The organism is Sinanaerobacter chloroacetimidivorans (assembly GCF_018128545.1).
GTDB lineage: Bacteria > Bacillota > Clostridia > Peptostreptococcales > Anaerovoracaceae > Sinanaerobacter > Sinanaerobacter chloroacetimidivorans.
Map to the genome: position 1 here is coordinate 222,253 of NZ_JAGSND010000005.1, position 25,897 is coordinate 248,149.

Consider the following 25,897-nt stretch of genomic DNA (forward strand, 5'->3'; position numbering starts at 1 on the left):
GGGATGGCTGGAATTGATGAGCCATGGCTATTCAGCTATGGCTCATATAAATTTTTAAAAACTATTTTTTTACTTTGAATTCGTTTTATTATTTAAGATATTTTTATGCTGCTTCTCTGTAAAGCCCCACTTTAACTTATAGCCGACATACATGAGAATGCATAAATACAGCCAGACAATCAAGGTAAAACCATAAATGAAGGGTAAACCTAAGATTCGCGGTTCTATACGGTTAATATAGAAAATTCCCGGAAACTCAATGGCAGCAAATCCGATTAGTATGAGGAACCATAGTAACCTGTATTTTTTTTTCATAGATTCTCCCTCCTATTTGATTACTCGTACAGATGGCATCTGGTAAGGGGCATGTCGTTTTTCGGTCCCTTGGACAATAGGATTTGATGAAGGTCGATGACTCCGTTGTTGAAGGAAGCCGCACAGGAGCACAGGTAGAGCTCCCACATTCTGATGAATTGATCGTCAAACATCATTTTAACCTGATCCATTGCCTGCAGGTAATTTTCCCTCCAGCAAAGTAATGTCTTTACGTAGTGCTGTCTTAAGCTTTCCACATCCAGGGTATAAAATCTGTGATCACCGCAGATCTGTATGATTTCTCTCAAGCTAGGAATCACGCCGCCGGGGAAAATATATTTTTTAATCCAGGGATCTCCCGGATGTTCTTTCAACGCACTGATGTAATGGAGCAGGAAAAGGCCCTGGGGCTTCAGCACCGCATCCACATTTTCAAAGAATAGTTCATAGTTGGCTCGTCCTACATGCTCCAACATCCCGACACTTACGACACGATCAAAGGTCAGATCAGATTTTTTCAGTTCTCTGTAATCCATAATTTTCACTTCCAGATGATCCTGCAAACCTTCTTCTTCTATTTTCTTTTGAAATCCCTTTGCCTGTTCTTCGCTCAGCGTAATTCCTACGCCGTGGATATGATGGCGTTTTGCTGCCTCCAGGAGAAGATAGCCCCAGCCGCAGCCGATATCCAGCAGGCTCATTCCATCCTTGATGTTTAACTTGGATAAAATATGATCGATTTTATTCTCCTGAGCCTCATCCAAAGTATCCTTCTCATTTTTAAAGTAGGCGCAGGAATAATTCATGGTATTTCCCAGCCAAAGGGAATAGAAATCGTTGCCGATATCGTAATGGGAGGAAACCTCTTTCTTTTGGTTTTTCGCGCTGGTAGAACTGTGAAGCAGCTTTTTTAGAGAATGGGAATCCACTGCAAATTTCTCAATCTGACTTAATGCAATATTGAGAGCGGCAAACAAATCGCCTTCCACTTCAATATCTCGATTCATGTAAGCCTCACCTAAAGCCAGAGACGTACTGTGCAGCAAATCCGTCTTCTTAAGCGGGCGGTTTACCGTGACGGTAAATTGGGATTCACCGTTCCCTACCTTGATCGGTTCTTCGTCAGGAAGCTTCACCGTAAAGGGTATATTGCTGATTTGTTCAAGATATTTCAACACTTTTCCCTTTTCAATACCAAAAATCATTTTATCACATCCTTCCTTTTTCTTTTGTTAAAAAAAACTGTTAAATTTATCCTATTCCTATTTAAATCAAATTGCAAGTCGATTTAAGGTATTTATTTCCTTGAAAATCTCCAATTTTCATAGTATAATGATGACGCAATCGTGGAGAATTTTTCGACTGCAGAAAAATTTTCTTAATGTGTACATTTCAACGGGGACAAATTTTCGCCTCGTTATTAATAAATTCGTAAGAAATTCAAAGACTTTTTGTTAAGAATAATAAGGTATCCTCTAAGTAAGACTGGAAAAAGGGGGTGCCTATTTTATTGGAAAGGAGCGGAAGATATGAACATTTTAATCTGCGATGACGACAAGGAAATCGCAAATGCCATCGAGGTGTACCTGAGAAATGAAGGGTATGGGATTTTCAAGGCTTACGACGGGATAGAAGCTCTTGATGTGATACGAAAAGAGGAAATTCATCTTGTACTGATGGATATCATGATGCCAAGGCTGGATGGCATGAGGACTACCATGAAAATCAGGGAAGAAAAAAATATTCCGATTATTATGCTTTCGGCGAAATCAGAGGATTATGACAAGATCACAGGCCTGAATATCGGCGCTGATGATTATATCACCAAGCCGTTTAATCCGCTGGAGCTTATTGCCAGAGTAAAATCACAATTGAGAAGGTACGTAAACCTTGGGAGCATGGAGAAAAAAACCGGGGTTTTTAAATCAGGGGGATTGATGGTGGACGACGAGGCTAAAACCGTCACGCTGGATGGAGAACAGGTACTTGTCACCCCCATAGAGTACGGAATTTTAAAATTATTGACAGAAAATGCAGGAAAGGTGTTTTCCATGGATCAAATCTATGAGGCTGTTTGGAACGAACCCTCTTATAATCCGGAAAATACCGTAGCAGTACACATTCGGAGAATTCGGGAAAAGATTGAGATCAATCCGAAGGAACCGAGATACTTAAAGGTGGTGTGGGGAATTGGATATAAAATTGAGAAGCTTTCCTAAGCAAAAAATATTTACAACAGCAGCATTTATCCTTTGCGTGGTGATGTTCATCGGCGCATTGTCTGCCGGAGCAGTAGCGATAAAGGCAGCGACAGAGGACGAGGTGTTTTCCGGCAGTGTGGATGAACTTATCCTTTATAATCATTATTATGAAAGTGCATCTTTTCAGCGGGAATATCAAATGAAGCTGGATAACATTCTCTATTTAATTGATCGATTTAAGAGTGAAGAATATATTAAAAGCGGAAAGACCATTAGCGATGGTAGAATGGAAGATGCAATCAGGACCCTGTTTTATGAGACTACATATTCCTATGAGGCGTATGAAAATGTGGATAACGGTTATGGGGAAACCAGAACAATTACCATTGTAGGGCAGAATCCCTCGGAGAAGTATGGCGCTGATTTTGAGGTCCCGTCAGTTCGGCAGAGTTTTATGAATGACCATCAGGAAGAGATTACCAGGATTAGTGAATCGCTGATCATGGACGACTTGCGTGCCTTCAGATCGTATCAGAAAGCATTGAAAGAAATAGAGGGATTTTCTTTCTACGCTACAGATGGGGTGAACGTGGTGACCAATCTGAATACAACGGAATCGGCAATAGACAGCAAGCAGTTTACAAAAGATCCGGCATATTTTATTTACGAAAATGACACTCTGAACAAAGTTCCTTCGTCACAGGAAATACCGAATACTGGGATGAAGTACTTTGACAGAAATCTGGAGGAGACGCTGCACGCACATTATAATGAGGCATTAAAGGTATATTTCTCCTTCGATGAACACTACTTAGACGAAAAAGAAGCTGCCTATGCGGAAGCCAGGGCCGATATCCTTCAGTGGGTTCCGGTGGTTGTAATCTGTGCTCTGCTTTCCCTTGTCTCGCTGGTTTACCTTATCGTGACAACGGGAAGGAAGAATAAAAACGGGGAGATTACTGTTTATAAAATCGATAAGCTGCTTACTGAAATTCAACTTTTTATTATAGGTGTTCTCTTTATTGGCGGAGGCCTGACCTTTTTAAACCTATGCCTGGAGGCGCTGCGTTACGGTGTTTATTTCGGCGGATATTATTACGGATTCGGAGGCTCCATCTTTGTCACCATTTTCCTGGCAGCCGTTGTGGGATTGGGATCAGCAGGCATTGGGCTGGCATTTATCCTTTCCTGTGTGAGAAATCTGAAATCAGGAAGGTTTTTAAAGAATTCGGTTATTTATAACGCAGTCTATGCAGTGTGGTACGGAGTCAAGGCTTTGTATTACGGGGGGAGCCTGATGAGGAAGGTGGTACTAATTACCCTTGCTATCTGTCTTCTTTCGGCAACGATGGTGCTGGCACCAGTGGTAGCTATTGTCATATTGGCTCTGGCCCCGAAATGGGTGAAAAAATTTGAGGAAATCGAAAAGGGTGTCAATGAGGTGAAAAGCGGAAATCTTACCTACAAAATACCGCTGCAGGGAGAAGGGGAACTGGATGTTCTGGCTCAGGGAATCAATGAAATATCCGAGGCTTCCAATAAAGCGATCCAGAATGAACTAAAAAATCAGAGGCTGAAAACAGATCTGATTTCCAATGTATCCCATGATCTGAAAACACCGTTGACCTCCATCATTACCTATATCGATTTACTGAAAAAAGAGGGGCTGGATTGTGAGGACGCACCGAAATATCTTGAGATTTTGGATCAAAAGAGCAGCCGGTTGAAGAAGCTTACAGAAGATCTGTTTGATGCGGCCAAAGCCTCCAGCGGCGCCATTCCCGTCAGATTTGAAAAGGTGGAACTCCTGTCTCTGATCAATCAGGGCCTTGGAGAAATGGGAGAACGGATCGAAGCTTCCGGCCTTGAATTCAAAATCACTGCGGAGAAGGAAAAATACTATGTAAATGCGGACGGACTTCTTCTCTGGAGAGTGGTGGAAAACCTGCTGAGCAATGTGCTGAAATATGCCCTGGAAGGTTCCAGAGTCTACCTGAACCTGAAAGAACAGGCAGGAACGAATGGGAAAGCTTCCATGGTAATTCTGGAAATGAAAAATATTTCAAAGACGGAGCTCAATATCGATTCGGCAGAGCTGATGGAGCGCTTCAAGCGGGGAGATGAATCCAGAACCACGGAAGGAAGCGGACTTGGCCTTGCCATTGCAAAGGATTTGGTGAGACTTCAGAACGGTTGGTTTGACATTGTAATTGATGGAGATCTGTTTAAGGCCATTGTTATGCTGGATACGTATTCCGATAATCCGGAGAATTAATTTTTCAGCCTGCCCTTTTAAAACATCAGAAACATGGTATAATATAGAAAAGGCACAGCAGGCCTTGCCAAACCGGCGGGGCCTGAGGCCGTAATCACAAAAGTACAGGAAAGGAGATTATTTTATGGCAGAATATGAATGCAAAATTTGCGGGTACATTTACAGTGAGGAAAATGGCTGTGAAGAAAAAGGAGTCGCTCCGGGAACCAAATGGGCTGATGTGCCTGATGATTTCGAATGTCCGCTGTGCGGCGCAGGAAAAGAAGACTTCGAATTAAAATAGCATAATAAAAATTAAAAAAATCACCCTGTTATCAATGGGGTGATTGTTTTCATATACACGTGTTATCGCTTATAAATCGTAAGCAAGCATCATCATGACTGCAAAGGATGTTGGTATGAAAAGAAACGAATTTATTGGGAAAGTGGATGAACGCCTTCGGATGGTCCGTGCGGAATATGATTTTAATCAGGAGAAAATGGCAGAAATCCTAGGTATTTCAAAGAAAACTCTGGTACAGATCGAAAAGGGACGTTCCTCTCTCGGTTGGACCGGAGCCGTAGCACTCTGTACGATCTTTGCAAGAAGTGAAATCCTGAATGCGGCCTTTGGGGGAGATACCACGGATATCATTTTAGCTCTGGCTTTTGAAGGGGAAGAGCCTGATTATCCTAAAACTCTGGGAGGTAAAGTCTGGTGGAAGACCCTTGAGCAAAGCGGTCATTATAAAATACAGCAGAATATCATATCTCAGCATTACCGAATTCTGGACAGGGAAGACAGAAGAATCTGCGCCTCCTTTGAACTGGAAAAGATGAAAAATACTCTCCGAGGGTTCGTAGAAAAAGAAGAGTAAAAAATAAATGTGATAAGTTCGTTGACGCAAAGTCCATTTTAGTGTAAAATTACACTAAAATGGACTTTTGTCATTATGCGGGAAATATTGCTTTCGGCGATGATTCCGTCATTTTCACTTTTTTTACAATGGAGGGGTTTGGGATGAACAAAGAAGAATTTGGGATTTTGCTGATTCATGGGTATGGGGGGACGCCGGAGGAAGTGAGACCTTTATATGACTATTTTTCCAGTCAGGGATATCTGGTGGAAAGCCCCCTTTTACCGGGACATGGTAAAACCAAAGAAGCGCTTTCAAGAGTATCCTATCGTGATTGGATACTTTGTGCGGAGCAAGCTTATTTAGCCTTATTAAAAAATAGAAAAAAGATCATTGTAATAGGGTTTTCCATGGGAGGACTGCTGGCGGCGAATCTTTGGCAATACGGCTATTCGGCGCTGATTACCGTCAATACCCCCATCTATTATTGGAATCCTTATCGCATTATGGCAAATATGATTACGGATTTTCCTGTTTACGGGAAAAAGTATTGGGAGGCCGCAGAGGGCAAGCCTCTTTCCTCCATGCTGGAATTTCAGAAATTATTGACTAAAACCAAAGCCATGTTCGAGAATATTACCTGCAGAACCATGGTGATTCAGACGTTGGATGACGATACCGTTTATCATAAAAGCGCAGACTTTATCCATCATAAAGTCTGCGCCGATAAAACATTATTGAAATTGCCCAAAGGGGGCCATTTGATCTTTCAAAGCAGCTCCTGCATTGAAGTCTGTAAGGAAATAGAAGCGTTTATTCACTTTAATGCTTCGATCCATAAATTTGAGTCCGCATCACTTGGCATACGCCAGTCTCCCCGCGGGGAAAGACTGACGGATCCAACCTTCGGACCGTCAGGAATACAGCTGCGTTTAAATTGCTGGGAGAAGAATCTGCGATAGAACACAGTTAGCCAATTCTTGATAAATTCTTCCGTATAGTCCCGTACGAATACGTTTTTAGCGATGTAAAGCAGCTTTTTAGGCGGCATTCCGTATCGGATGGTGTAATATAGAAAGAAATCATGGAGGATATAAGGTCCAACGGTATCTTCGGTCTTCTGAGCGATCATGCCTTCCTTGTCCGGAGGAAGCAGTTCCGGTGATATAGGAGTATCCATAATATCTTGAAGCGTCTTTTTCAGCAAGGCGTTGTCCGAACTAAAGCTCTTGTCCTCTTTCTTGCCGGACAGCCGATTCTCCATGACCCATTTGATTACGAATTTTACAAGGGTCTTCGGAACGCTGCCGTTCACTCCGTACATGGACATATGATCTCCGTTATACGTACTCCAGCCTAATGCTACCTCAGATAAGTCACCCGTACCGATGACCAGGCCTCCTTCTTTGTTGGCAATATCCATGAGGATCTGGGTTCTCTCTCTTGCCTGTGAATTTTCATAGGTGACATCGTGAACATCGGGATTCTGCCCGATATCTTTAAAATGCTGCATCACAGCATCCTTTATCGGAACTTCCCTTACTTCAGCACCGAGGAGCTTCATAATGGTCAGGGCATTGTTATAGGTTTTACCCGTGGTACCGAATCCGGGCATTGTAACGGCTATGATATCCTGGGGATCCTTACCGATCAGCTTGAAAGTCTCCGCACAAACCAGCAGTGCCAGGGTAGAATCCAACCCTCCTGAGATTCCCACAACGGCTTTGCTGGATCGGGTATGTTCCATTCTCTTGGCCAGCCCCGAGGATTGAATGCTGAAAATTTCCCTGCAGCGAAGATCAACCTTTTCCGGATTGTCGGGCACGAAAGGATTCTGCGGATATTTACGAATCAAGGTATCCTTTTCCGTATCGAAGACTCTGATCGGTGCCAGGGGCACATGAATGCAGGCAACTCTGCTGCTGAAGGCAGAAGCGCATTCTTCAAAATTCTGTCCAAAGGTACGTTCGAATTTGATTCTCTCAAAGTCGATATCTCCGTAGGTAATAGAACTTTTCCTTTCGAAGAGACTGCTTTCCCCCAGTATGGTACCGTTTTCTGCGATGATCCTATGTCCGCCAAAGACCAGATCTGTTGAAGACTCATGAACGCCGCAGGAGGCATAAACATAACCGCAGATATTTTTTGCACTTTCCTGTAAAACAAGGTTGTTGCGGTATTCCGACTTGGCTACGGTTTCATTGCTTGCAGAAGCGTTCAGGAGAATATGAGCACCGTTTAAAGCAAGGTGTGTCCCAGGCGTGATGGGAACCCAGAGATCTTCACAGATTTCGATTCCCAACTTCAATTCATTTTCTTCATCATGGAAGATGAGCTGGCCGAAGGGGATCTCCTGACCGAAAAGGCGTACGGATTTGATACTTTCTATAATGCGAATGCCTGATGCAAACCATCTGGCCTCATAAAATTCTTTGGCGTTTGGAATAAACATTTTTGGAACAATGCCCATAATATTTCCGCCCTGGATGAGAGCCGCACAATTATATAAATTATTTTCCAGGCGCAGGTAAAATCCGGCGACTACCACAGCGGTATGTTTTTTCGAGTATTCTGCTATTTTTTTTAAACCCTCCAGGTTTTTTGCATAAAGAAATTCCTGATAAAACAGATCTGCACAGGTATAGCCTGTAATGCAAAGTTCAGGAAAGAGGATGACGCCGGCTCCGTGTTTTACTGCTTCTTTGGTGCATTTGATCATTTGTTCTGTATTAAATTCCGTATTGGCCACCTTCAGCTCCGGTGTAACGGCAGCAATACGAACAATTCCAATTTTACTCATCTTGATTACCCTCCATTTACTATCCATATTATATACAAAAGAAATAGAAAATAAAAGGAAATTCCTCTTGGAAAAGCAGGGTCCGGATTGACAATACATTACATTGCGTGCTATTATTGTAAATAAATGGAAAATGGCATTAAGGTACGATGGAAAATAACATCGAGGTGCAAAAGGCTGGGCGGCAGGTATTAGATATTGATAGATCAAGACAAAATAGTATATAATGGTTGTAATCCAAGTATGGAAAGGGGATACTGAAAAATGAAAGAATACTACATAGGTCGATTTCGAACCGATGATGAAATACAGGATTTTTTTCTGGTAAAGTCAATCGCCATTAAGATTGGTTCCAATAAGAAGCAATACTTAGATTTGATGCTAGGTGACAGTACCGGAGAAATAGCGGCAAAAAAGTGGGATGTCGCGGATACGGAACTGCCGTCGCTCAACGAGATCCAGGATGGCGATGTGATTAAAATCAAAGCCAATGTGACGGAATGGAACGGCATGAGACAGTTAAGAGTGCTGAAACTGAGAAAAGCAGTGGCCACAGATGATATTGATCTGATGGATTTTATCAAATCCGCACCTGAGAAAGCCGAAGACATGTATGCCTTTATTTATAACAAGGCAGCAGGCATGGGGGATGAGGATCTCAGGAAGCTTTGCATTCGGATTCTGGAGGATAATAAAGAGAAGCTTATGTATTACCCTGCAGCTGCAAAAAATCACCATGCGGAGCTGGCAGGGCTTCTCTATCATATAAAACGGATGCTGATGACAGCCGAACGTATTTGCCAGGTTTACACCAATTTAAACGGGGACTTGGTGATGACCGGAGTCATCATTCATGACATAGAAAAGCTGAATGAAATTGAGGCGGATGTTTTGGGCATGGCTTCGGGATATTCCTTTGAAGGCCAAATGCTGGGTCATCTGGTGCAAGGGATTAAGGTTATCGACAGATTGACCGAGGAGTTGAAGATCGACAAAGAAAAGGCCATCATGCTGGAACATATGATTCTGTCCCATCATTATGAGCCCGACTTTGGCAGCCCCAAAAAACCGTTATTCCCGGAAGCAGAAATTCTGCATTATTTGGATATGATAGATGCTAGAATGTATGACATGCAGGAAGCCCTGGATGCAACAGAGCCGGGAGGATTTTCCGACAGAGTCTGGACGTTGGATAACCGAAAGCTCTATAAGCCAAAGAATTAAATTGCTGCAAAGGGAGCAATGAAAAGAAATGAATGATACCTTGGAGGTTGTAGGATGATAAAACTGCCGAAGGAAGTGAATAAAATCTTAAGGACCATAGAAAGTGCAGGATTTGAAGCTTATGTGGTAGGGGGCAGTCTGAGAGATACACTGCTGGCAAAAGAACCGGAAGACTGGGATATTGCAACGTCGGCTCCGATGGATAAAATTCTGGAGCTCTTTCCGGATGCCCATGTTATAGGAGAAAAATTCGGAGTGGTGAGGATTCGGGAAGGAAATATTACCGCCGATACTGCAGCTTTCCGAATAGACGGGCAATACTCGGACTTCAGAAGGCCGGATGGAGTGATCTTCACCGCAAACATCGAGGAAGACCTGAGCCGCAGAGATTTTACCATCAACGCCATGGCAGGCCACCCGGAAGGAGGCATATTGGATCTCTTTCAAGGAAGAGAGGATTTAAAATTGCGGCTTGTCAGAGCCGTCGGCGATCCTGCCGTAAGGTTTGAAGAGGATCCTTTGAGAATGCTCAGAGGCATTCGATTTGCCGCACAGCTGGATTTTGATCTTGACAGGAACACCTTTGAAGCGATGAAGGGCAAGGCTTCCTTGTTGTCCAAGGTCAGCACGGAACGGATACGGGAAGAATTCCTGAAAATCATAACGGCAAAGAACAGCAGCAAAGGCTTGAAAATGTGCATGGCTTCCGGTCTTCTACCGGAAATTCTGGGAGAGGAATGCTTCCGAAATGCCGGCAAATCGGAGCTGAGGGCTTTGACGGAGCTTGCAGAAAATATAGACAGGGCAAAGATCGATACGGAGTACCGAATCGGACTGGTCTATCTTTGCTTTGAAAAAGACAGAGCCCTGAAAGCCATAGAAAAAATGAAGTTTGACAAAGAAACGGAAAAAATGCTCCGGAATGCTCTTTGCCATCTGGAGGATTTATCTTTCATCAATAACCGAATAGAGCTGAAACAGTTTATCTGTAAAATGGGACTCGAACAATACGAGTACTTGGAGAATCTGTCCAAGCAGCAGCGAAAGGTTTACGACTTCAATGAATACAAGATCAGAAACAGAATGATTATATTTGAAGATATCATGAAATTTAAAGAACCGATTTTTATTGAAGATCTGGCTGTTACAGGTCGTGATCTTATAGAAATGGGCATGAAAGAGGGAGAAGAGATCGGCAAAATGCTCAGAATGCTCCTTGATGTCGTTCATAAAAATCCTTCTGTAAACAATCAAAAAGATCTCCTCAGAAAAGCAAAGGAGTTTAACAGAAATCCCATAAGCGCATGGCTGAGAGGAGTAAGATGGTACAAATAAAAGGAACCCTGTCAGAAATCATCTATCATAATAAAGAAAATTTTTATACCATTGCAATCTGTGAAAATGAAGAAGAGCAGTTTACCGTTGTGGGGAATCTCCCGTCCGTAGAAAGAGGAAGAGCCTTTACCTTTGACGGTACCTGGCAGACGCATCCTACCTACGGAGAGCAGTTTCGCTTTACGGAATACAAAGAAGAAATGCCCAACTCCAAAGAAGGCATAGAAAGCTTTCTTTCATCGGGTCTGCTGAAGGGTATCGGAAAAAAGACGGCTGCTGCCATCGTCAAACGCTTTGGCGAAGAGACCTTTGACATCATTGAACGCTCGCCCGGACGCCTCTCTGAGGTGGAAGGAATCGGTGAGAAGAAGGCCGCTTCCATTGCAGAGGCTTTTCGAAACCATAAAGAATTTGCGGAAATCACGCTCTTCTTTCAGCAATTTGGCATTTCGCCGGGGTATGCCATGAAGCTTTACAAAGTCTATGGCGCTGATACGATAGAAGCGGTAAAGGCGAATCCCTATCAACTGGTTGATGACATCTTTGGTATCGGCTTCAAAAAAGCCGATAAAATAGCCGAGAAAATGGGCATTGGGAAAGACTCGGAATACAGGATTCAGAGCGGGATTCAATATTCCCTGTGGCTCTATGTCAATGAGGGTCATACCTTTGTTCCTCAAAAGTACTTTTGTGAAAATACGGCACAGATGCTGGAGGTAGGGGCAGAACAGGTCTATGAAGCGCTCGTTGGACTGGCCTTTTCCGGTGACATACAGGTTGAAACGTTAGAGGGCAGGGGGGTTGTATTTCTTGCCCCTTATTATGCGGCGGAGCAAAACGTATGCAGGTGCTTACTCAAGCTTAACAATGCACCGATGAAGCCCATCAGCTCCAATGTGGATCAGCTGATAACGGCAACCGAAATCGAAACGGGCATTACCTTGTCAGAAAATCAGAAATTTGCCGTAAAAGCTTCCTTGCAGAATGGTGTTTCCGTTATTACAGGCGGGCCCGGTACGGGAAAAACCACGATTATCAATACCATTATGAAGATCTTTGACCACAGCGGGTTTACCACAGCCATTGCCGCACCCACAGGAAGAGCGGCCAAAAGAATTACGGAGACCTCCGGCTATGAGGCTTCCACCATACATAGGCTTTTGGAATATTATTATTCCGAGGGAGAGGATACCATGCGTTTCGGAAAGAATGCGGAAGATCCTCTGGTGTACGATGCCATTATTATCGATGAAGCCTCCATGATCGATATTCTTCTCATGAACGGCCTCGTGAATGCCATCGCTCCCGGTACCAGACTCATCGTGGTAGGAGATGCGGATCAGCTTCCTTCCGTTGGAGCGGGAAACGTACTGAGGGATATGATTAACAGTGAAATCATCTATTCCGTTAAACTGACGGAAATTTTCAGACAGGCCAAGGAGAGCCTTATCGTAGTCAATGCCCATAAAATAAATAAAGGCGAATATCCCGACTGCAATGAAAAGGACAAGGATTTCTTTTTCCTTCGGAGAAGCAGTGAAAAGGAAATGCTTGAAACCATAAAAGTGCTCTGCGCCAAGCGGCTTCCGGATTACTATCAGGGCTGTGATGCCATCAAGGACATGCAGGTGCTGACACCGGTCAGAAAAGGGCTGCTGGGAAGCATGAATCTGAACAAGGAGCTGCAGAAAATCCTGAATCCCCCCGCTCCGGACCTTGTGGAAAAAACCTTTGGAGATCGAATCTTCCGGGAGAAGGACAAGGTGATGCAGATTAAAAATAATTATCAGATGGAGTGGAAAAAACTTGAAAACTTCACGGAAGGTCAGGGGATTTTTAATGGTGACGTGGGTTATATCGATACCATCGATCTGGAATTCAATGAGTTGACCGTAGTCTTTGACGATAACCGATATGTGAAATACGATTTTACCCAGTTGGACGAGCTGGAGCTTGCTTATGCTGTCACAGTTCATAAAAGCCAGGGCAGTGAGTTTCCTATCGTCATTATGCCGGTATCCTGGTTTCCTCCTATGCTGGCTACCAGAAATCTGCTCTATACCGCTGTGACAAGAGGCAAGCGGGCAGTAATCCTGGTAGGCTCGGAAAATAAAATGCATGGAATGGTGGAAAACAACCGAATTACGGAACGCTATTCCGGACTGGCTGTCAGGCTGAAAAGCTTTCTGAATGACAGTGGACTGGGGATGCTGCCATGATAAAGCGGATTACCGATTCCTCAGCCGCTTCTCCAGGGGCGCTTTGCCGTTTATTATGGGAAAGCATGTTGGAACTTCTTTACCCTTCCAACATTTATTGCATCTGCTGTGATAACCTCATAGATGACAGCAGACCTTATTCTCTTTGTGATGATTGTCTAACGAATCTGCACTGGGCAAATGAGCGAACCTGCCGCTGCTGCGGCAAGATCCTCAAGGAAGGATATCGTTGGGATATCTGTACCGATTGCAGCTCTGCAAGCCACAGCTTTGAAAAAGGCTTCGCCTGCACGGAATACGGCGGGGCGGAAAAAAATATGCTGCTGCGGTTTAAATTTAAAGAAAAGGCATATTATGGGGAAAAACTGGCAGAGATTATGTTTGACCGAATTCAGCCGGAGGAATTGGACGTGGATTTGATTCTGCCTGTTCCCATGCACAAAAGAAAAGAAAAAAGGAGAGGATACAATCAAGCTGCCATATTGGCTTATCATTTATCCAGGTATATGAAAATCCCGTTTCGAAAGAATATTCTGCTGCGCAGCCGGGAGACCATGCCGATGAAGGGTTTAGGAGCAGTGGAAAGAAGAGCCAATATAGAAAATGCCTTTACTGTTTCCCGGGGATGGGATACAATAATAAAAAATAAAAAGATTCTCTTGGTGGATGATATTTATACGACCGGAAGTACTGCCGACGCCTGTGCTGACGTGCTGCTGGCAGCAGGAGCCCTTAGGGTTTACGTTCTGGTCTTTGCCGCGGGGGCAAACAGAACCGTATAGAGGAATGAAAAATCCACTTAAAACAATAAAATCAGATATTGGAGTTGCTTGGGTCTGTGGTTGAAAGTCCAGGCTAGTTACGGGCAAAGGGACCCACGTAAGCTGGTCCGCAAGGCGGCAGTGATCATGGCGTAGCTTAGATGTAAGTCCTTTGGTAAAAACCAAAAGGCAGGTGTGGGGGCAAAGACCAGGTCAGTCAGGCGATTCCAATATCTGATTTTTTTTATTTTTTTAATTGATTTCCTTGATTTGAAGATGCCGTCTTGGGATCCCGTTTGGCAAACGGAAAAATTTATCCACAACCCGTAAAATAACCCATTTGCTGATTTATAATATTTCTAAAATTTGGGCACAATAGTTGCAAAGGGATTATAATATGGAGTAAACGTTGAAAAATACAAAGATTTCGAAATCCACTCCGTCATTTGCCTTACAGAAAATATGGATTTTTATCCAAAAGAATATCCACTATCAGAACCTTGGATTTTCAATTATGCACAGACTTATCCACAATATCAACAGTCAAGATATCTACAACAAACAAGTAAAACTTACAGAATAAAATTTATGAAAGAAAAAAGGAAAGGGATAGGTTTTGTAGTATAAAATAGTGGTATAAATAACCTAGATGGAGTTATTTTATTAAGCAATAGGGGGTGCACGTAATGAAAGTTATTATTACAAGCAAAAATTTTAATGCCAGTGACCATCTGAAACAAACCATTGAAACAAAGTTTGACCGGCTGGGAAAGTACTTCTCCAATGACATCGTAGCCAATGTTACGCTGACAATGGAAAAGGGCAGGCAAACAATCGAGGCTACCATCAATGCGAAGGGGACCATCTTCAGAGCCGAGGAAACGAACAACGATGCTTACAATGGTGTGGACAGAGTGGTGGAAAAATTGTCCTCCCAAATGTCGCGATTTAAAACCAAATTACAGCGTAAACACAAAGATCATAAGGAATTTCTATTTGCAGAGGTTCCCGATGCTGCCGTTGAGGAAGCAGATGAAATGCGTGTGGTAAAAACCAAAAAATTCGACCTTTTGCCGATGTCTGTGGACGAGGCCATTATGCAGATGGAACTTTTGGAACACAATTTCTTTGTTTTTCTCAATATGGAGTCTGACAGTGTCAATGTAGTTTACAAACGAAAAGACAATACCTACGGTTTGCTGGAAACACATTATTAGGATGGTTATCACAACAGAAAGATATGAATCAGAGATTTGTGGTTTCCCAGCATAAGTTCGCCGTTTAATTTGTTACACAAATTAAGCAAGCTGATATAGGAGACGGCTTCTAAAACCCCGTCTCCTTTTTGTTTCTCTTTCTTTTAAAATCTATTGAAAATCCTCATTTTATTAGGTACAATGAGTAGTGAATGTGAAACAAAAGAAAAATGCAATAAAGAAGCAATTTTTAAGGCATTTTTGTTTTGTTTGCATCACTAAGTGATTCGTTATAAGGGAGAAGAGATCTATGATAGATACTTTTAATAATCTCATGTCCGGAGTGGGATTTTCGGATGTGATCGATATCCTCATTGTGGGCTTTGTTATTTATAAGATCTTGGGATTCATTAGGGAAACCAGAGCAGAGCAGCTTGTAAAAGGGCTGCTGATTTTGGTTGCAATCACTTTCATTTCCGATATCTTTAATTTATATACGCTGAACTGGATTCTTGAAAATGCCTTCCAGCTGGGAGTTGTAGCCCTGGTTGTTGTTTTTCAGCCGGAACTCAGGAGAGCCCTGGAATATGTGGGCAGGAGCAAATTTATCCCGCCGCAGTTCGCTCAGTTGGATAAAGAGAAGGCAAAGCTGGTTACTGCGGCGATCATTAAAGCAGTTGATTTCTTTTCCAATAACAAGGTGGGAGCTTTGATCATCATGGAACGGGAGACCGCTTTAAATGATATTATAGAAACCGGTACAATCATTGATGCGGAGATCTCCACGGAGCTGCTGGGCAATCTCTTTTATGAGGGAGCGCCTCTCCATGACGGAGCCACCATCGTAAGAGGAGATCGAATTATTGCAGCAGGCTGCGTACTGCCTCTTACCCAGAGTAAAACACTGAGCAAGGATCTGGGAACCAGACATCGTGCAGGTATAGGTATTACCGAGAATTCAGATGCCATCTCTCTCATCGTATCGGAAGAAAGCGGAATTATCTCCATTGCCGTCGACGGCAAGCTTTCTCGATTCCTTGACATTAAGACCGTTGAAAAGACGCTTTTGAATATTTACTTGAGCCAGATCAGTGAAGAAAAGGTAAAAGTACCTTTCTTGAATTTATTATTCAGGAGGCGTAAGGATGCCGAATAGCAATACCTTTTATAAAATTGTATCCCTTGTAATTGCCATTGCACTCTGGGCATATGTTATGGTGAATGAAGATCCCATGAAAAAACAGACCATACCTGATGTTCCGGTGCAGCTTTTGAATGTGGAAAATCTTACTGCGAAGGGTTATGCCCTTTCCGGGGAGATTAACTTTACCGTGGATGTAGTTGTTGAAGGAAGACGGGCCGATCTGGCCAAAATTTCCTCCAATGACTTTACAGCCAGTGCAGATTTATACGGATACAGCATCGGAAAGAATTATATTCCGGTGGTGATTTCCGCACCGGACGGTATTACGGTAGAAAACAGAACTGAAAAAATAGTTGTAAACATAGAAGAATTGGTAGCGGTAGCCAAGGATGTCAAGGTGGCCTTTATCGGGCAGTTTGAAAACGGTGTGGAGGCCGGACAGATCGTCACTCAGCCGGAACAGGTAGAGGTTTCCGGAGCAAAATCCGAAGTAAGTGCCGTAGCCTTTATTAAAGCGGAGGTGTCTGCTTCCAAGCTGACAGCGGAAGGCTCCACCATACAGGCAAAAGCAGTAGCTGTGAATAACTCCGGTGATGTAGTAGACAACGTAAGATTGTCTTCCTCCTATATCGACGTTTCAGCCAGGCTCTACCGCGTAAAGGAAATTCCGCTTCGCGTGGAAATCTTGGGACAGGTGGCTCCTATCTATGAGGTAACCAATTTACAGGTGCCTTCCAGTGTAAAAATAAAAGGACCCCAGGAATTGATCGCGGGGATTTCGGAGGTTGCCGCCAGCCCGGTGGATATCAGCCAGGTTGTCAGCACGAGTAAATTACCGCTGGAAATCGGTCTGCCTGATGGGGTGGAACTAGCCTCAGGGTATGAAAATATCGCAGTGGATATTACCATAAAACCCGTTGCTACAAAACAATTTACCTATACGGCAGATGAGATTATGATTGAAGGGCTGGAGGAAGAAGCAAATATCTCGATTACCACACCGCAAATCACGGTAGTTGCCTCCGGAAGCGAGGCCGTCATTGCGGGCTTGAAGAAAGAAGATTTGGAACCTTATATTGACCTGGATACGGCATCACTGCTGTCCGCCACGGCCAAGGTACTGGTTCGTTACGATAAACAGCTGGGACATATTGCAGTGGATCCCGAAGAAGTTCACATCATGTTAAATCAGACAGAAGGAGATTAATTATGGGAAGATTATTTGGAACAGACGGAGTCAGGGGCGTGGCCAATTCAGAGCTGACACCGGAACTGGCGTTTAATCTTGGCAAAGCCGGGGCTTTTGTGCTCAGCAAGGATCAGCAAAGGCCTGTAGTTTTGATTGCCAAGGATACAAGAATATCTGGAGATATGCTGGAGGATGCCATCAGTGCCGGAATTCTGGCAATGGGAGGCAACGTTATCAAGGTTGGGGTGTTACCTACACCGGCAGTTGCATATTTAGTGAAATACTATAAAGCAGATGCCGGCGTTGTCATTTCTGCCTCTCACAATCCCTTTGAATATAATGGAATTAAATTTTTCAACGGAGAAGGTTTTAAGCTGGATGATGATATTGAAGATGAAATTGAAGACATCATACTTAGAAATATTGATGTAAACAGCCATATTACAGGCGACAGACTGGGCCGATGCCTGGAAGCCGAAGAGGATGCACTGACCCTTTACGCTGAATTTCTGAAAAGTACCATAGACGAGAAGCTTGACGGCTATAAGCTGGTCATCGACTGTGCCAACGGCGCCTCCTATAAAGTGGCGGAAAAGGTTCTGCAGGAACTGGGAGCTGAGGTTATCGCCATCCACAATGAACCCAATGGAGTCAATATCAATGAACACTGCGGGTCCACCCATCCTGAAGACTTACAGAAGAGGGTGGTAAAAGAGCAGGCTCATCTGGGTCTGGCCTTTGACGGAGATGCCGACAGGCTCATTGCTGTAGATGAAAAGGGCAATCTAATAGACGGAGATAAAATGATCTATATCTGTACGAAAATGTTGAAGGCTCAGGGAACGCTGCCAGGGGATATGGTAACGGCAACAGTTATGAGCAACATCGGGTTCCATCGTGCCGTCGAAGGAATTCAGTGCAGTGTGGAAACCACCCAGGTAGGAGACCGCTATGTCCTTGAGAGCATGCTGAAAACGGGATGCGTTATCGGCGGAGAACAGTCAGGGCATATCATATTCCTGAATCATACCACGACGGGGGATGGAATTCTTTCTGCCCTTCAATTACTTAAGGCAATTAAAAAATCCGGCAAAAATCCATCGGAGCTGGCTGCAGAGGTGACAATCTATCCTCAGGTTTTAAGAAATGCGGTCATAAAAAATGAAAACAAGAAAAAATACATGAATGATCCGGAGATCAGCAAAGAAATCAAGAGACTGGAAGATACAATGGCGGGAGAAGGCAGAGTTCTCATACGCCCGTCAGGAACCGAGCCTATGGTCAGAGTGATGATCGAGGGTAAGGATATTGAAAATATAACAATATTAGCGGAAAGCTTAGCAAGTTTGCTTACGCAAAGACTTGGATAGGGGGAATACAATATGTGTGGGATCGTCGGTTATATCGGGGATGGCAATGCCAGCGAAATTATTATTGATGGGCTGAAAAAACTGGAGTACCGGGGATACGATTCTTCTGGTATCGCAATTTTCAACAAAGGAAAACTCGAAGTACGAAAATATAAAGGCAGAATCGCCAACCTGGAGGCAGCTATTGCCGGTGAACACTTTGAAAGCAAAATCGGGATCGGGCATACCCGTTGGGCTACCCACGGAGCACCTTCCGATGTGAATGCTCATCCTCACAGCAATATGGATCAATCCATAGCCATCGTTCACAATGGAATCATCGAGAACTATGTGGAGCTGAAAGAGTGGCTGATCAAAGAACATCAGGTCGCCTTTAACTCAGAAACCGATACGGAAGTCATCGCGCATCTGATCAGCGTTTTTTACGAAGGTGATCTTGTAGATGCGGTATACAAAGCGGTGGAAAAGATGAGAGGCGCCTACGGCATAGGAGTCATTTGCAGCAAAGAGCCGGATAAAATGGTTGCGGTAAGAAAGGATAGCCCTCTGGTGGTAGGCCTTGGCGAAGGCTGTAACTTTATCGCTTCCGATATCCCAGCCCTGTTAAAGCATGTAAGAAAGATTTATCTCATTGAAAATAATGAAACCGTAGTTCTGACGGAGAATAACGTAAAAATTTACAATGCTGACAGAAAAGAAGTAAAGCGTGAAGTTTTCAACGTAACCTGGGATGCCGACGCGGCGGAAAAAGAGGGCTACGACCACTTCATGCTAAAGGAAATCCATGAACAGCCGAAGGGAATCTATGAAACACTGAACCGTCGCCTCGATGACAACGGAATGATCAAGCTGGACGGGATCTCTCTGACAAAGGAAGAGTTGGATCGATTCAATAAAGTATATATCGTCGCCTGCGGAACGGCCTATCATGCCGGTCTGGTAGGAAAATTCGTCATTGAAAAGCTGGCAAAGATCCCTGTGGAAATCGATGTGGCTTCGGAATTCCGTTACCGGGATCCTTTTGTAGATGATAAGACTTTATTTATCGCCATCAGCCAGTCCGGGGAGACGCTGGATACCTTGGCTGCCCTGAGAGAGGCGAAAAACAAGGGGGCCCGTATTTTATCCATCGTAAACGTGGTGGGCAGTTCTGTGGCTAGAGAATCAGATGATGTTTTCTATACCTGGGCCGGGCCTGAAATTGCCGTTGCTTCCACCAAAGCATATACGACCCAGCTGGTCTGCCTGTATTTGATCGCTCTTTATATGGGCTATACCAAAGGCGTTGTGGAGGATGCGACTTATCACAAATATATTGAGGAATTAAAGGCAGTCCCAGATAAATTAAGAGAAGTACTGGCACAGGAAGAGCAAATCCGGAATATTGCCAAAGAGCTATATAAGAGAGAGCAGGTTTTCTTTATCGGAAGAGGGCTGGATTCCGGTGTTTCCTATGAAGGTTCGCTGAAATTAAAGGAAATCTCCTATATCAATTCCTTTGCCATCGCCGCCGGAGAACTGAAGCATGGTACCATCGCTCTTATCGAACAGGATACGCTGGTCATCGCTCTGGCTACCCAAGATCGGCTCTTCGAGAAAATGCTTTCCAATATACAGGAAGTAAAGGCCAGAGGGGCTTATGTCATCGGCTTGGCGAAGGAAAACAACAGAGAGATCGAAAAACAGTCCAACCGGGTGATCTATATACCGGAATGCATGGATGAAATCACACCGCTGCTGTCAGTGGTTCCGCTGCAGATTTTAGCCTACGATATTGCAAAGCTGAGAGGCTGTGATATCGATAAACCGAAGAATCTGGCGAAGTCGGTGACGGTGGAGTAAAAGCAAATCATCGCACATAAAAATATCAGGGTACATTATCACAAATTATTCTAAAAACGACTAAAATATAAATTTAAATTTTAGTCGTTTTATTATGTCTTAAATATTTTAAAATACTTTATAATGACGTAAACAAATAGAAATATCTGAAAAGACTCCATATACCGTACACAACACATAAAAACAGGATGTTCATTTGAGCATCTCGTTTTTTATTGCTTTCAGAGGTAAGAGGACGAGAACCTGATGCATGAGTGCAAATAATCTTAGGGAGGTAACAGTTCAGCCCTGCAACTCTGCAAGGCATTATTTATTCCAACAATCAAAGAAATTGAATTTATCGATGATTTATTACATTAATAAACTAATATATCGAAATTTGTTTGCTGTATCGAAATATTGGTATATAATGGAAGCAAACAACTTACAAGGAGGGTGCTTTATGAGACAACGTAAGGTTACAGCAATAATTTTAGCAATTTGTCTAGTGTTAACAATGACACCGACGATGGTTTTCGCAGAGACTCCAGCAGGTACAGACTCAAAAGCGAATCTTATTAAATTCTATGATGTCAATGGGCATTGGGCATCGGAAGCCGTCAATAAATGGGCAGGTTACGGTGTTGTAAAGGGAGACGACAGAGGTTTTCGTCCGGATGATCCTATTACCAGAGCTGAAATGGCAGTAATTTTGGATAATTTGATGGGTTATCAGGCAAAATCGGCCAACCCGTTTTCAGATGTTAAAAATGGTGCCTGGTACGCAGATGCCGTACTGAAGGCAAATGCGGCAGAGGTCCTGCAAGGGGATACTCAGGGTAATGCGGCTCCTACAGCAAATATAACTCGGGAGCAAGCTGCCGTAATGCTGGCCCGTGCCTTCGGAGTTGATGAAAACAGTGGAGAAAAAACTTCATTCAATGATAGAGCCAGTATCGCTTCATGGGCCAGGCCTTTGGTCTTCGGTATGGAAGCTAATAAATATATCGGCGGTATGGGTGATTGGAGCTTTGCTCCAAAAGCCAATGTGACCAGGGCTCAGGTCGTAACTATGATTGACAATGCCGTCAAGGCATATTACACGGCGGCAGGAACCTATAAGGAAGATGTAAAACCTGAGACGGCAGGAGCAAACGCTGTTGCAATCGTCAAAGTCGGCGGAGTCATAATAAAGGATGCAAAGATATCTGGCGATCTTATTATTGCAGAAGGTGTCGGAGAAGGTGAATTTACTCTGGACGGTACAAACGTCACAGGAAAAATGATTACTCGCGGAGGTGGTGAAAATTCAATTCTCATCATCAACGGAGCCGCAGTTGATGGCAAAGTCATTGTTGAAAAGAGAAACGGGGCACTCAGAATCGTATCAGACGGAGTTGAACTTGCCTATTTACAGGCAGAGACAGAGGTAATACTGGTAGGCAATTATGAGAACGTTACGATCGGTGAAGGAGCAGTAGTGGAAATCAGGGGCAATGCTGCAAATGTCATAGTGGAAACCAAGGCAACGGTAACTGTTGACAAGGATGCAAAAGTCGGAACTCTGACCGTTCAATCTGAAGCAGAAGGCGCTAAAGTAACCGTATCCGGTACATTGACGGAAGTAAAAACAGAAGCACAAAATACAGAAATCGTAGCAACAGAAACCGCTAGAATCGCAAAGATTGAAGCAACTTCCGGTTCTGCAGGAACAAATATTGAGATAGACAAGAAAGCACAGATAAAAACTCTCTCTAGTGATGCCGAAATCACGGTCACCGGAGAGGGAACCGTTCAGGCAGTCGAAGGAACAGGCTCGGTAACCAATCAGGAAACCGGGGCCTCTATCCAGCCTTCCGCACCGATATCAGGTGGCGGCGGTGGAGGCAGCGGCAGCAGAGACAGAAGCAGTGGAGCCGAAGCTGCCCCAGTCCTGACCAGCGCCACCATATACAAAACCACCGCAAAATTAAACGAATCCCTGAAAGCCGTACCGATCTTTGATAAAAGCGGAGGCACAGCCTCTTATCAATGGTATCGCGCTACAGGCAGCGCAATCAACACAGCTTCGGATACCGCAATCGAGACAAACGGGACAGGCGCAGCTTATATCCTGACAGCTGACGATGTGGGCAGTTACATTTACTGTGTGGTCACAGCGGCTGGCTCCACCACAGGCGGCAGCAAGAATACAAATATAATCGGGCCTGTAAGCGCAACACCGGCTCAGTCCGTCGCAACTTTGCAGAGCCTTGGCGCCTATTATACGAATGATACCGGGGACGCCATCGATTTGCCTATCCTGGGATTTTCTCCCACAACTACGTCCTATGCAGTTACGATTTATGAGCCTTTTTTCAAGAATGATGAACATATCGATCTTGTACCGGTCGTAACTCCAGGGTCAAATGCCGTGATCGAAGAGAACAACGGCGTTGATATCGCAAACAACACAGGAACCGCCAGGGTCATCGTAGCCGCGGAAGACGGAAGGACGACGAACCGGTATGACGTGAGTTTTAAGATTGAACGAAGACACGTGGTAATTTATCCGGACCGGGAGCTTGTCTACAATGATGGTGTAGATAAGATGATCATTAATGTAACCGGGACAAACGCTGCCGGAACATATATATCCGGTGATATATTAAGATCCGGAACGGTCACCGTGAAAGATAACGGTACGGAGCTTGTGCGAAACACTGATTACAGTATCGATCTAAATAAAGGTAAAATCAGTTTGTTTGATGATACGGAGGGCAAGCATACCATCGAACTCATCATAGAAACCTCCGACGGGCTTACAATGTCCGATTCAACGGATATCTACCTGGCACCGACATGGGCTGATCTCAGCTATGACGCGGGCTTAAAAGGCAACGGAACCGTTGAATTATACCGTTACACACTGTATAACGGAGAAGGAGAGTTGGCTAACAAAATAACAGGGAGCGGTACCAACGCCGGTTCTGCTCAGGCGCTCTACATCTCGGGTTCTGCGATAGAAGGAAAGCGGATCAACTCAGTGGTCGTGGACAGGGTATATCAGGATTACTCCAAGACCAATGACCTTACAGAAGAATTTATTATGAATGGTGGATGGGTGCTCATCATGCCCTTTGGGACAACGATCATAACAATCAGCGTAGAGGACGTTATAATTGGACAAACGGAAATCACCGGTGAAGTGTCCATAGCATTCGCGATAAATCCGTAAGGCAATTTTTTCAGAATATCATTCCATTGTCCTACCGGGGAGTTGCGTTCTCTGGTGGGACAATTTATTGAATTCAATGAGCGGTAGGACAATGGTAAAAAGTAAACAAAAAAATTTAAATATCATAAAAAAGTATAAGATCGATAACAAAACCGGCAGATATGAAATCACCAAGATGGATTTCATCAAGCTGCTGCCGGTTATCCTGTTTTCTGCCGTTGTGATTCTCATTACGCGGATGAAGGTCTATCCTAATCCCGTGCAGGAGTTCTGGTGGAATCAGCAGGGCGGGTACCTGACTGACTTTTTCAGCTATTATAAGATGTGGGCGATTCTCATTGTCGCAGCGGCGGCTATTTGCATATTTACTGCCTTATCTCTTCGTAAGACAATTCGGATTAAACCGGAAAGCATATACATACCAATAGCTGTTTACTCAGCCCTTGTAATAATTTCGCATGTCTTCTCCGATTACAGAGAATTTGCTCTGCTTGGCTGGGAAGACAGATTTGAGGGCACCCTGGTCCTTCTGGCATACATGGTGATGTTGTTTTATGTCATCAACATCGTCAATCATGCATGGGAGGTCAAGGTTATTATTTATTCCGTTCTGACAGCCAGCTGCATTCTCGGTCTTTTAGGCCTCTCCCAAGGCATCGGACATGACCTCCTGGCTTCCGATTTTGGGAAAAAACTTATCATCCCTCATGATTATTGGCAATACCTTGATCAGGTCATATTTTATTTTAATAAAAATGAAATCTACCAGACAGTTTACAACATCAATTATGTATCGTTTTATTTAACGCTGATCATTCCTCTTGCGGGGATGCTGTTTCTTACAAGTGAAAAAGCCTCCGGCAAAGTGGTATTTGGGCTGATATTTTCTTTGCTTGTTTATAACATGTTCGGTGCGGCTTCAAGCGGAGGCATCCTTGGACTGTTGATTTCAATGCTGATTGCAGTAATAATCATTGGGGAAAGGATACTGAGACGAAAAAAAGAAATTGCAGTTCTCATTGTGATCACCGCTGTCCTTGCACTGATCAACGTCGGGACGCTAGCTCCCGAGCTTTTTAACGCGACTCGGTCGATATTCACCGGTAAAGCAGAAATCCAGTCCCATGAAATAAGCAATGACGAAGAGGAGTCGACCGATGGTTATGGCGAAATCGTTGCAATGGAGTCTGCTCAACGGCCAAGGGTGGAATTTATTGAAACAAACAAGGATTCCGTGATGATTTCAGTTAATGGGGCAGTCATCGAATTTAAGCTCTCTGATGATACTAATTCCTTTAATCAGCGCTATGATTTCCTGAAAGTCAATTTCGCCTTGGAAGGGGAAGACGAGTATTTACTGGTTTCTATGCCGGATATGGTGTGGCCTTTCTTAATAAGCGATAGTGGCCTTTTGTATAGGACGAGCTATGGATCCCTTGTAGACCTGCGCCAGGTGGAAACCTTTGGCTTCAAAGGGAAAGAAGGATTCGGCAGCGGGCGGGGATATATTTGGTCCCGTAGTCTGCCTTTGGTAAAGGGCACTTTGATATGGGGTAATGGAGCAGATACTTTTGCCGCATATTTCCCTCAGGATGATTTTGCAGGTAAATACACAGGCCCCAGCTTTTCAAGAGATATTGATTCTGTCATCAGGAAACCTCACAGTATGTATCTTGGAACAGCAATCAATACCGGCCTGGTATCATTGATTGCTTTAGTGGCGCTCTTTGCAATTTATGTGAAACAAAGCGTTAAAATCTATCGCAAAGAGAAAATGGATTCTTTCGTCAAGATAGCCGGTTTCGGGATTTTTCTCGGCATTTGTGGATTTCTGGCTGACGGCCTGGTCTACGACAGCAATGTCTGTGTCATGCCACTTTTCTACAGCCTGCTGGGAGTCGGAATAGCAATAAATCGGTTAATAACTAAGAAAAGTTGAGGGTGCGTAGTTATTTTCTTCGAGGTTTGCTGAACAACTTGGATTACCCTGTGTG

18 protein-coding genes and 1 pseudogene are annotated in these 25,897 nt (G+C 43.9%); 16 read left to right on the forward strand and 3 right to left on the reverse strand.

Going from position 1 to position 25,897, the window contains the following annotated elements; genetic code table 11:
- Positions 1-69: 69 nt before the first annotated feature.
- Together KCX82_RS09900 and KCX82_RS09905 are read right to left on the reverse strand one after the other, a co-directional pair.
- Entirely contained in the window at positions 70-315 is a 246-nt protein-coding gene (locus KCX82_RS09900) for a hypothetical protein (protein WP_227018299.1), read from the reverse strand.
- 20 nt (positions 316-335) lie between these two features.
- The gene (locus KCX82_RS09905; RefSeq protein WP_227018300.1) at positions 336-1,520 is read right to left on the reverse strand and encodes an SAM-dependent methyltransferase; all 1,185 of its coding nucleotides are present in this window, start codon (positions 1,518-1,520) and stop codon (positions 336-338) included.
- Between the two features lie 324 nt (positions 1,521-1,844).
- On the opposite strand from KCX82_RS09905, the gene KCX82_RS09910 reads away from it, so the two are divergent.
- The 5 genes and pseudogenes from KCX82_RS09910 to KCX82_RS09930 form a co-directional block, all read left to right on the forward strand.
- A complete protein-coding gene (locus KCX82_RS09910) occupies positions 1,845-2,534 on the forward strand; it encodes a response regulator transcription factor (RefSeq protein ID WP_227018301.1) in 690 nt (229 codons plus the stop codon).
- Positions 2,506-4,791, forward strand: a complete 2,286-nt coding sequence (locus KCX82_RS09915) for a HAMP domain-containing sensor histidine kinase (RefSeq protein ID WP_227018302.1) — start codon at positions 2,506-2,508, stop codon at positions 4,789-4,791. The genes KCX82_RS09910 and KCX82_RS09915 overlap by 29 nt, the downstream gene beginning before the upstream one ends.
- A 124-nt stretch (positions 4,792-4,915) precedes the next feature.
- Positions 4,916-5,074: a rubredoxin gene (locus tag KCX82_RS09920; protein ID WP_227018303.1), complete on the forward strand. Its 159-nt coding sequence runs from the start codon at positions 4,916-4,918 to the stop codon at positions 5,072-5,074.
- 94 nt (positions 5,075-5,168) lie between these two features.
- A complete protein-coding gene (locus tag KCX82_RS09925) occupies positions 5,169-5,648 on the forward strand; it encodes a helix-turn-helix transcriptional regulator (protein WP_319633347.1) in 480 nt (159 codons plus the stop codon).
- Positions 5,649-5,791: 143 nt separating this feature from the next.
- A pseudogene (locus tag KCX82_RS09930) lies at positions 5,792-6,391 on the forward strand (alpha/beta hydrolase); the annotation flags it as partial.
- 53 nt (positions 6,392-6,444) lie between these two features.
- On the opposite strand, the gene KCX82_RS09935 reads toward KCX82_RS09930, so the two are convergent.
- Positions 6,445-8,427 (reverse strand): NAD(+) synthase, encoded by a 1,983-nt coding sequence (locus KCX82_RS09935; protein WP_227018304.1) that lies wholly within the window; start codon positions 8,425-8,427, stop codon positions 6,445-6,447.
- A 264-nt stretch (positions 8,428-8,691) separates the two neighbouring features.
- Here KCX82_RS09935 and KCX82_RS09940 point away from each other — a divergent pair, with 264 nt between their 5' ends.
- From KCX82_RS09940 to KCX82_RS09990, 11 genes are all read left to right on the forward strand, one after another.
- Positions 8,692-9,651: a 3'-5' exoribonuclease YhaM family protein gene (locus KCX82_RS09940; RefSeq protein ID WP_227018305.1), complete on the forward strand. Its 960-nt coding sequence runs from the start codon at positions 8,692-8,694 to the stop codon at positions 9,649-9,651.
- Positions 9,652-9,705: 54 nt separating this feature from the next.
- Complete coding sequence (locus KCX82_RS09945; protein WP_227018306.1) at positions 9,706-10,986, forward strand: CCA tRNA nucleotidyltransferase; 1,281 nt, start codon at positions 9,706-9,708, stop codon at positions 10,984-10,986.
- On the forward strand, positions 10,974-13,205 hold the full coding sequence (gene recD2, locus KCX82_RS09950; RefSeq protein ID WP_227018307.1) for an SF1B family DNA helicase RecD2: 2,232 nt from the start codon (positions 10,974-10,976) through the stop codon (positions 13,203-13,205). The genes KCX82_RS09945 and recD2 overlap by 13 nt, the downstream gene beginning before the upstream one ends.
- Positions 13,202-13,987, forward strand: coding sequence for a ComF family protein (locus KCX82_RS09955; protein ID WP_227018308.1), 786 nt, complete (start codon positions 13,202-13,204; stop codon positions 13,985-13,987). Before recD2 ends, KCX82_RS09955 begins: the two co-directional genes overlap by 4 nt.
- A gap of 665 nt (positions 13,988-14,652) precedes the next feature.
- A complete protein-coding gene (gene hpf / locus KCX82_RS09960) occupies positions 14,653-15,183 on the forward strand; it encodes a ribosome hibernation-promoting factor, HPF/YfiA family (protein WP_227018309.1) in 531 nt (176 codons plus the stop codon).
- 289 nt (positions 15,184-15,472) lie between these two features.
- Positions 15,473-16,318 carry a diadenylate cyclase CdaA gene (gene cdaA, locus KCX82_RS09965; protein ID WP_227018310.1) on the forward strand — a complete coding sequence of 282 codons (846 nt, stop codon included), beginning with the start codon at positions 15,473-15,475 and terminating at the stop codon, positions 16,316-16,318.
- A complete protein-coding gene (locus KCX82_RS09970) occupies positions 16,308-17,513 on the forward strand; it encodes a CdaR family protein (RefSeq protein ID WP_227018311.1) in 1,206 nt (401 codons plus the stop codon). The genes cdaA and KCX82_RS09970 overlap by 11 nt, the downstream gene beginning before the upstream one ends.
- A gap of 2 nt (positions 17,514-17,515) precedes the next feature.
- A complete protein-coding gene (gene glmM, locus KCX82_RS09975; protein WP_227018312.1) occupies positions 17,516-18,865 on the forward strand; it encodes a phosphoglucosamine mutase in 1,350 nt (449 codons plus the stop codon).
- A 12-nt stretch (positions 18,866-18,877) separates the two neighbouring features.
- Positions 18,878-20,707 (forward strand): glutamine--fructose-6-phosphate transaminase (isomerizing), encoded by a 1,830-nt coding sequence (gene glmS / locus KCX82_RS09980; RefSeq protein ID WP_227018313.1) that lies wholly within the window; start codon positions 18,878-18,880, stop codon positions 20,705-20,707.
- A 442-nt stretch (positions 20,708-21,149) separates the two neighbouring features.
- Entirely contained in the window at positions 21,150-23,903 is a 2,754-nt protein-coding gene (locus KCX82_RS09985) for an S-layer homology domain-containing protein (protein ID WP_227018314.1), read from the forward strand.
- Between the two features lie 91 nt (positions 23,904-23,994).
- Positions 23,995-25,842 (forward strand): O-antigen ligase family protein, encoded by a 1,848-nt coding sequence (locus KCX82_RS09990; protein WP_227018315.1) that lies wholly within the window; start codon positions 23,995-23,997, stop codon positions 25,840-25,842.
- Positions 25,843-25,897: the final 55 nt, after the last annotated feature.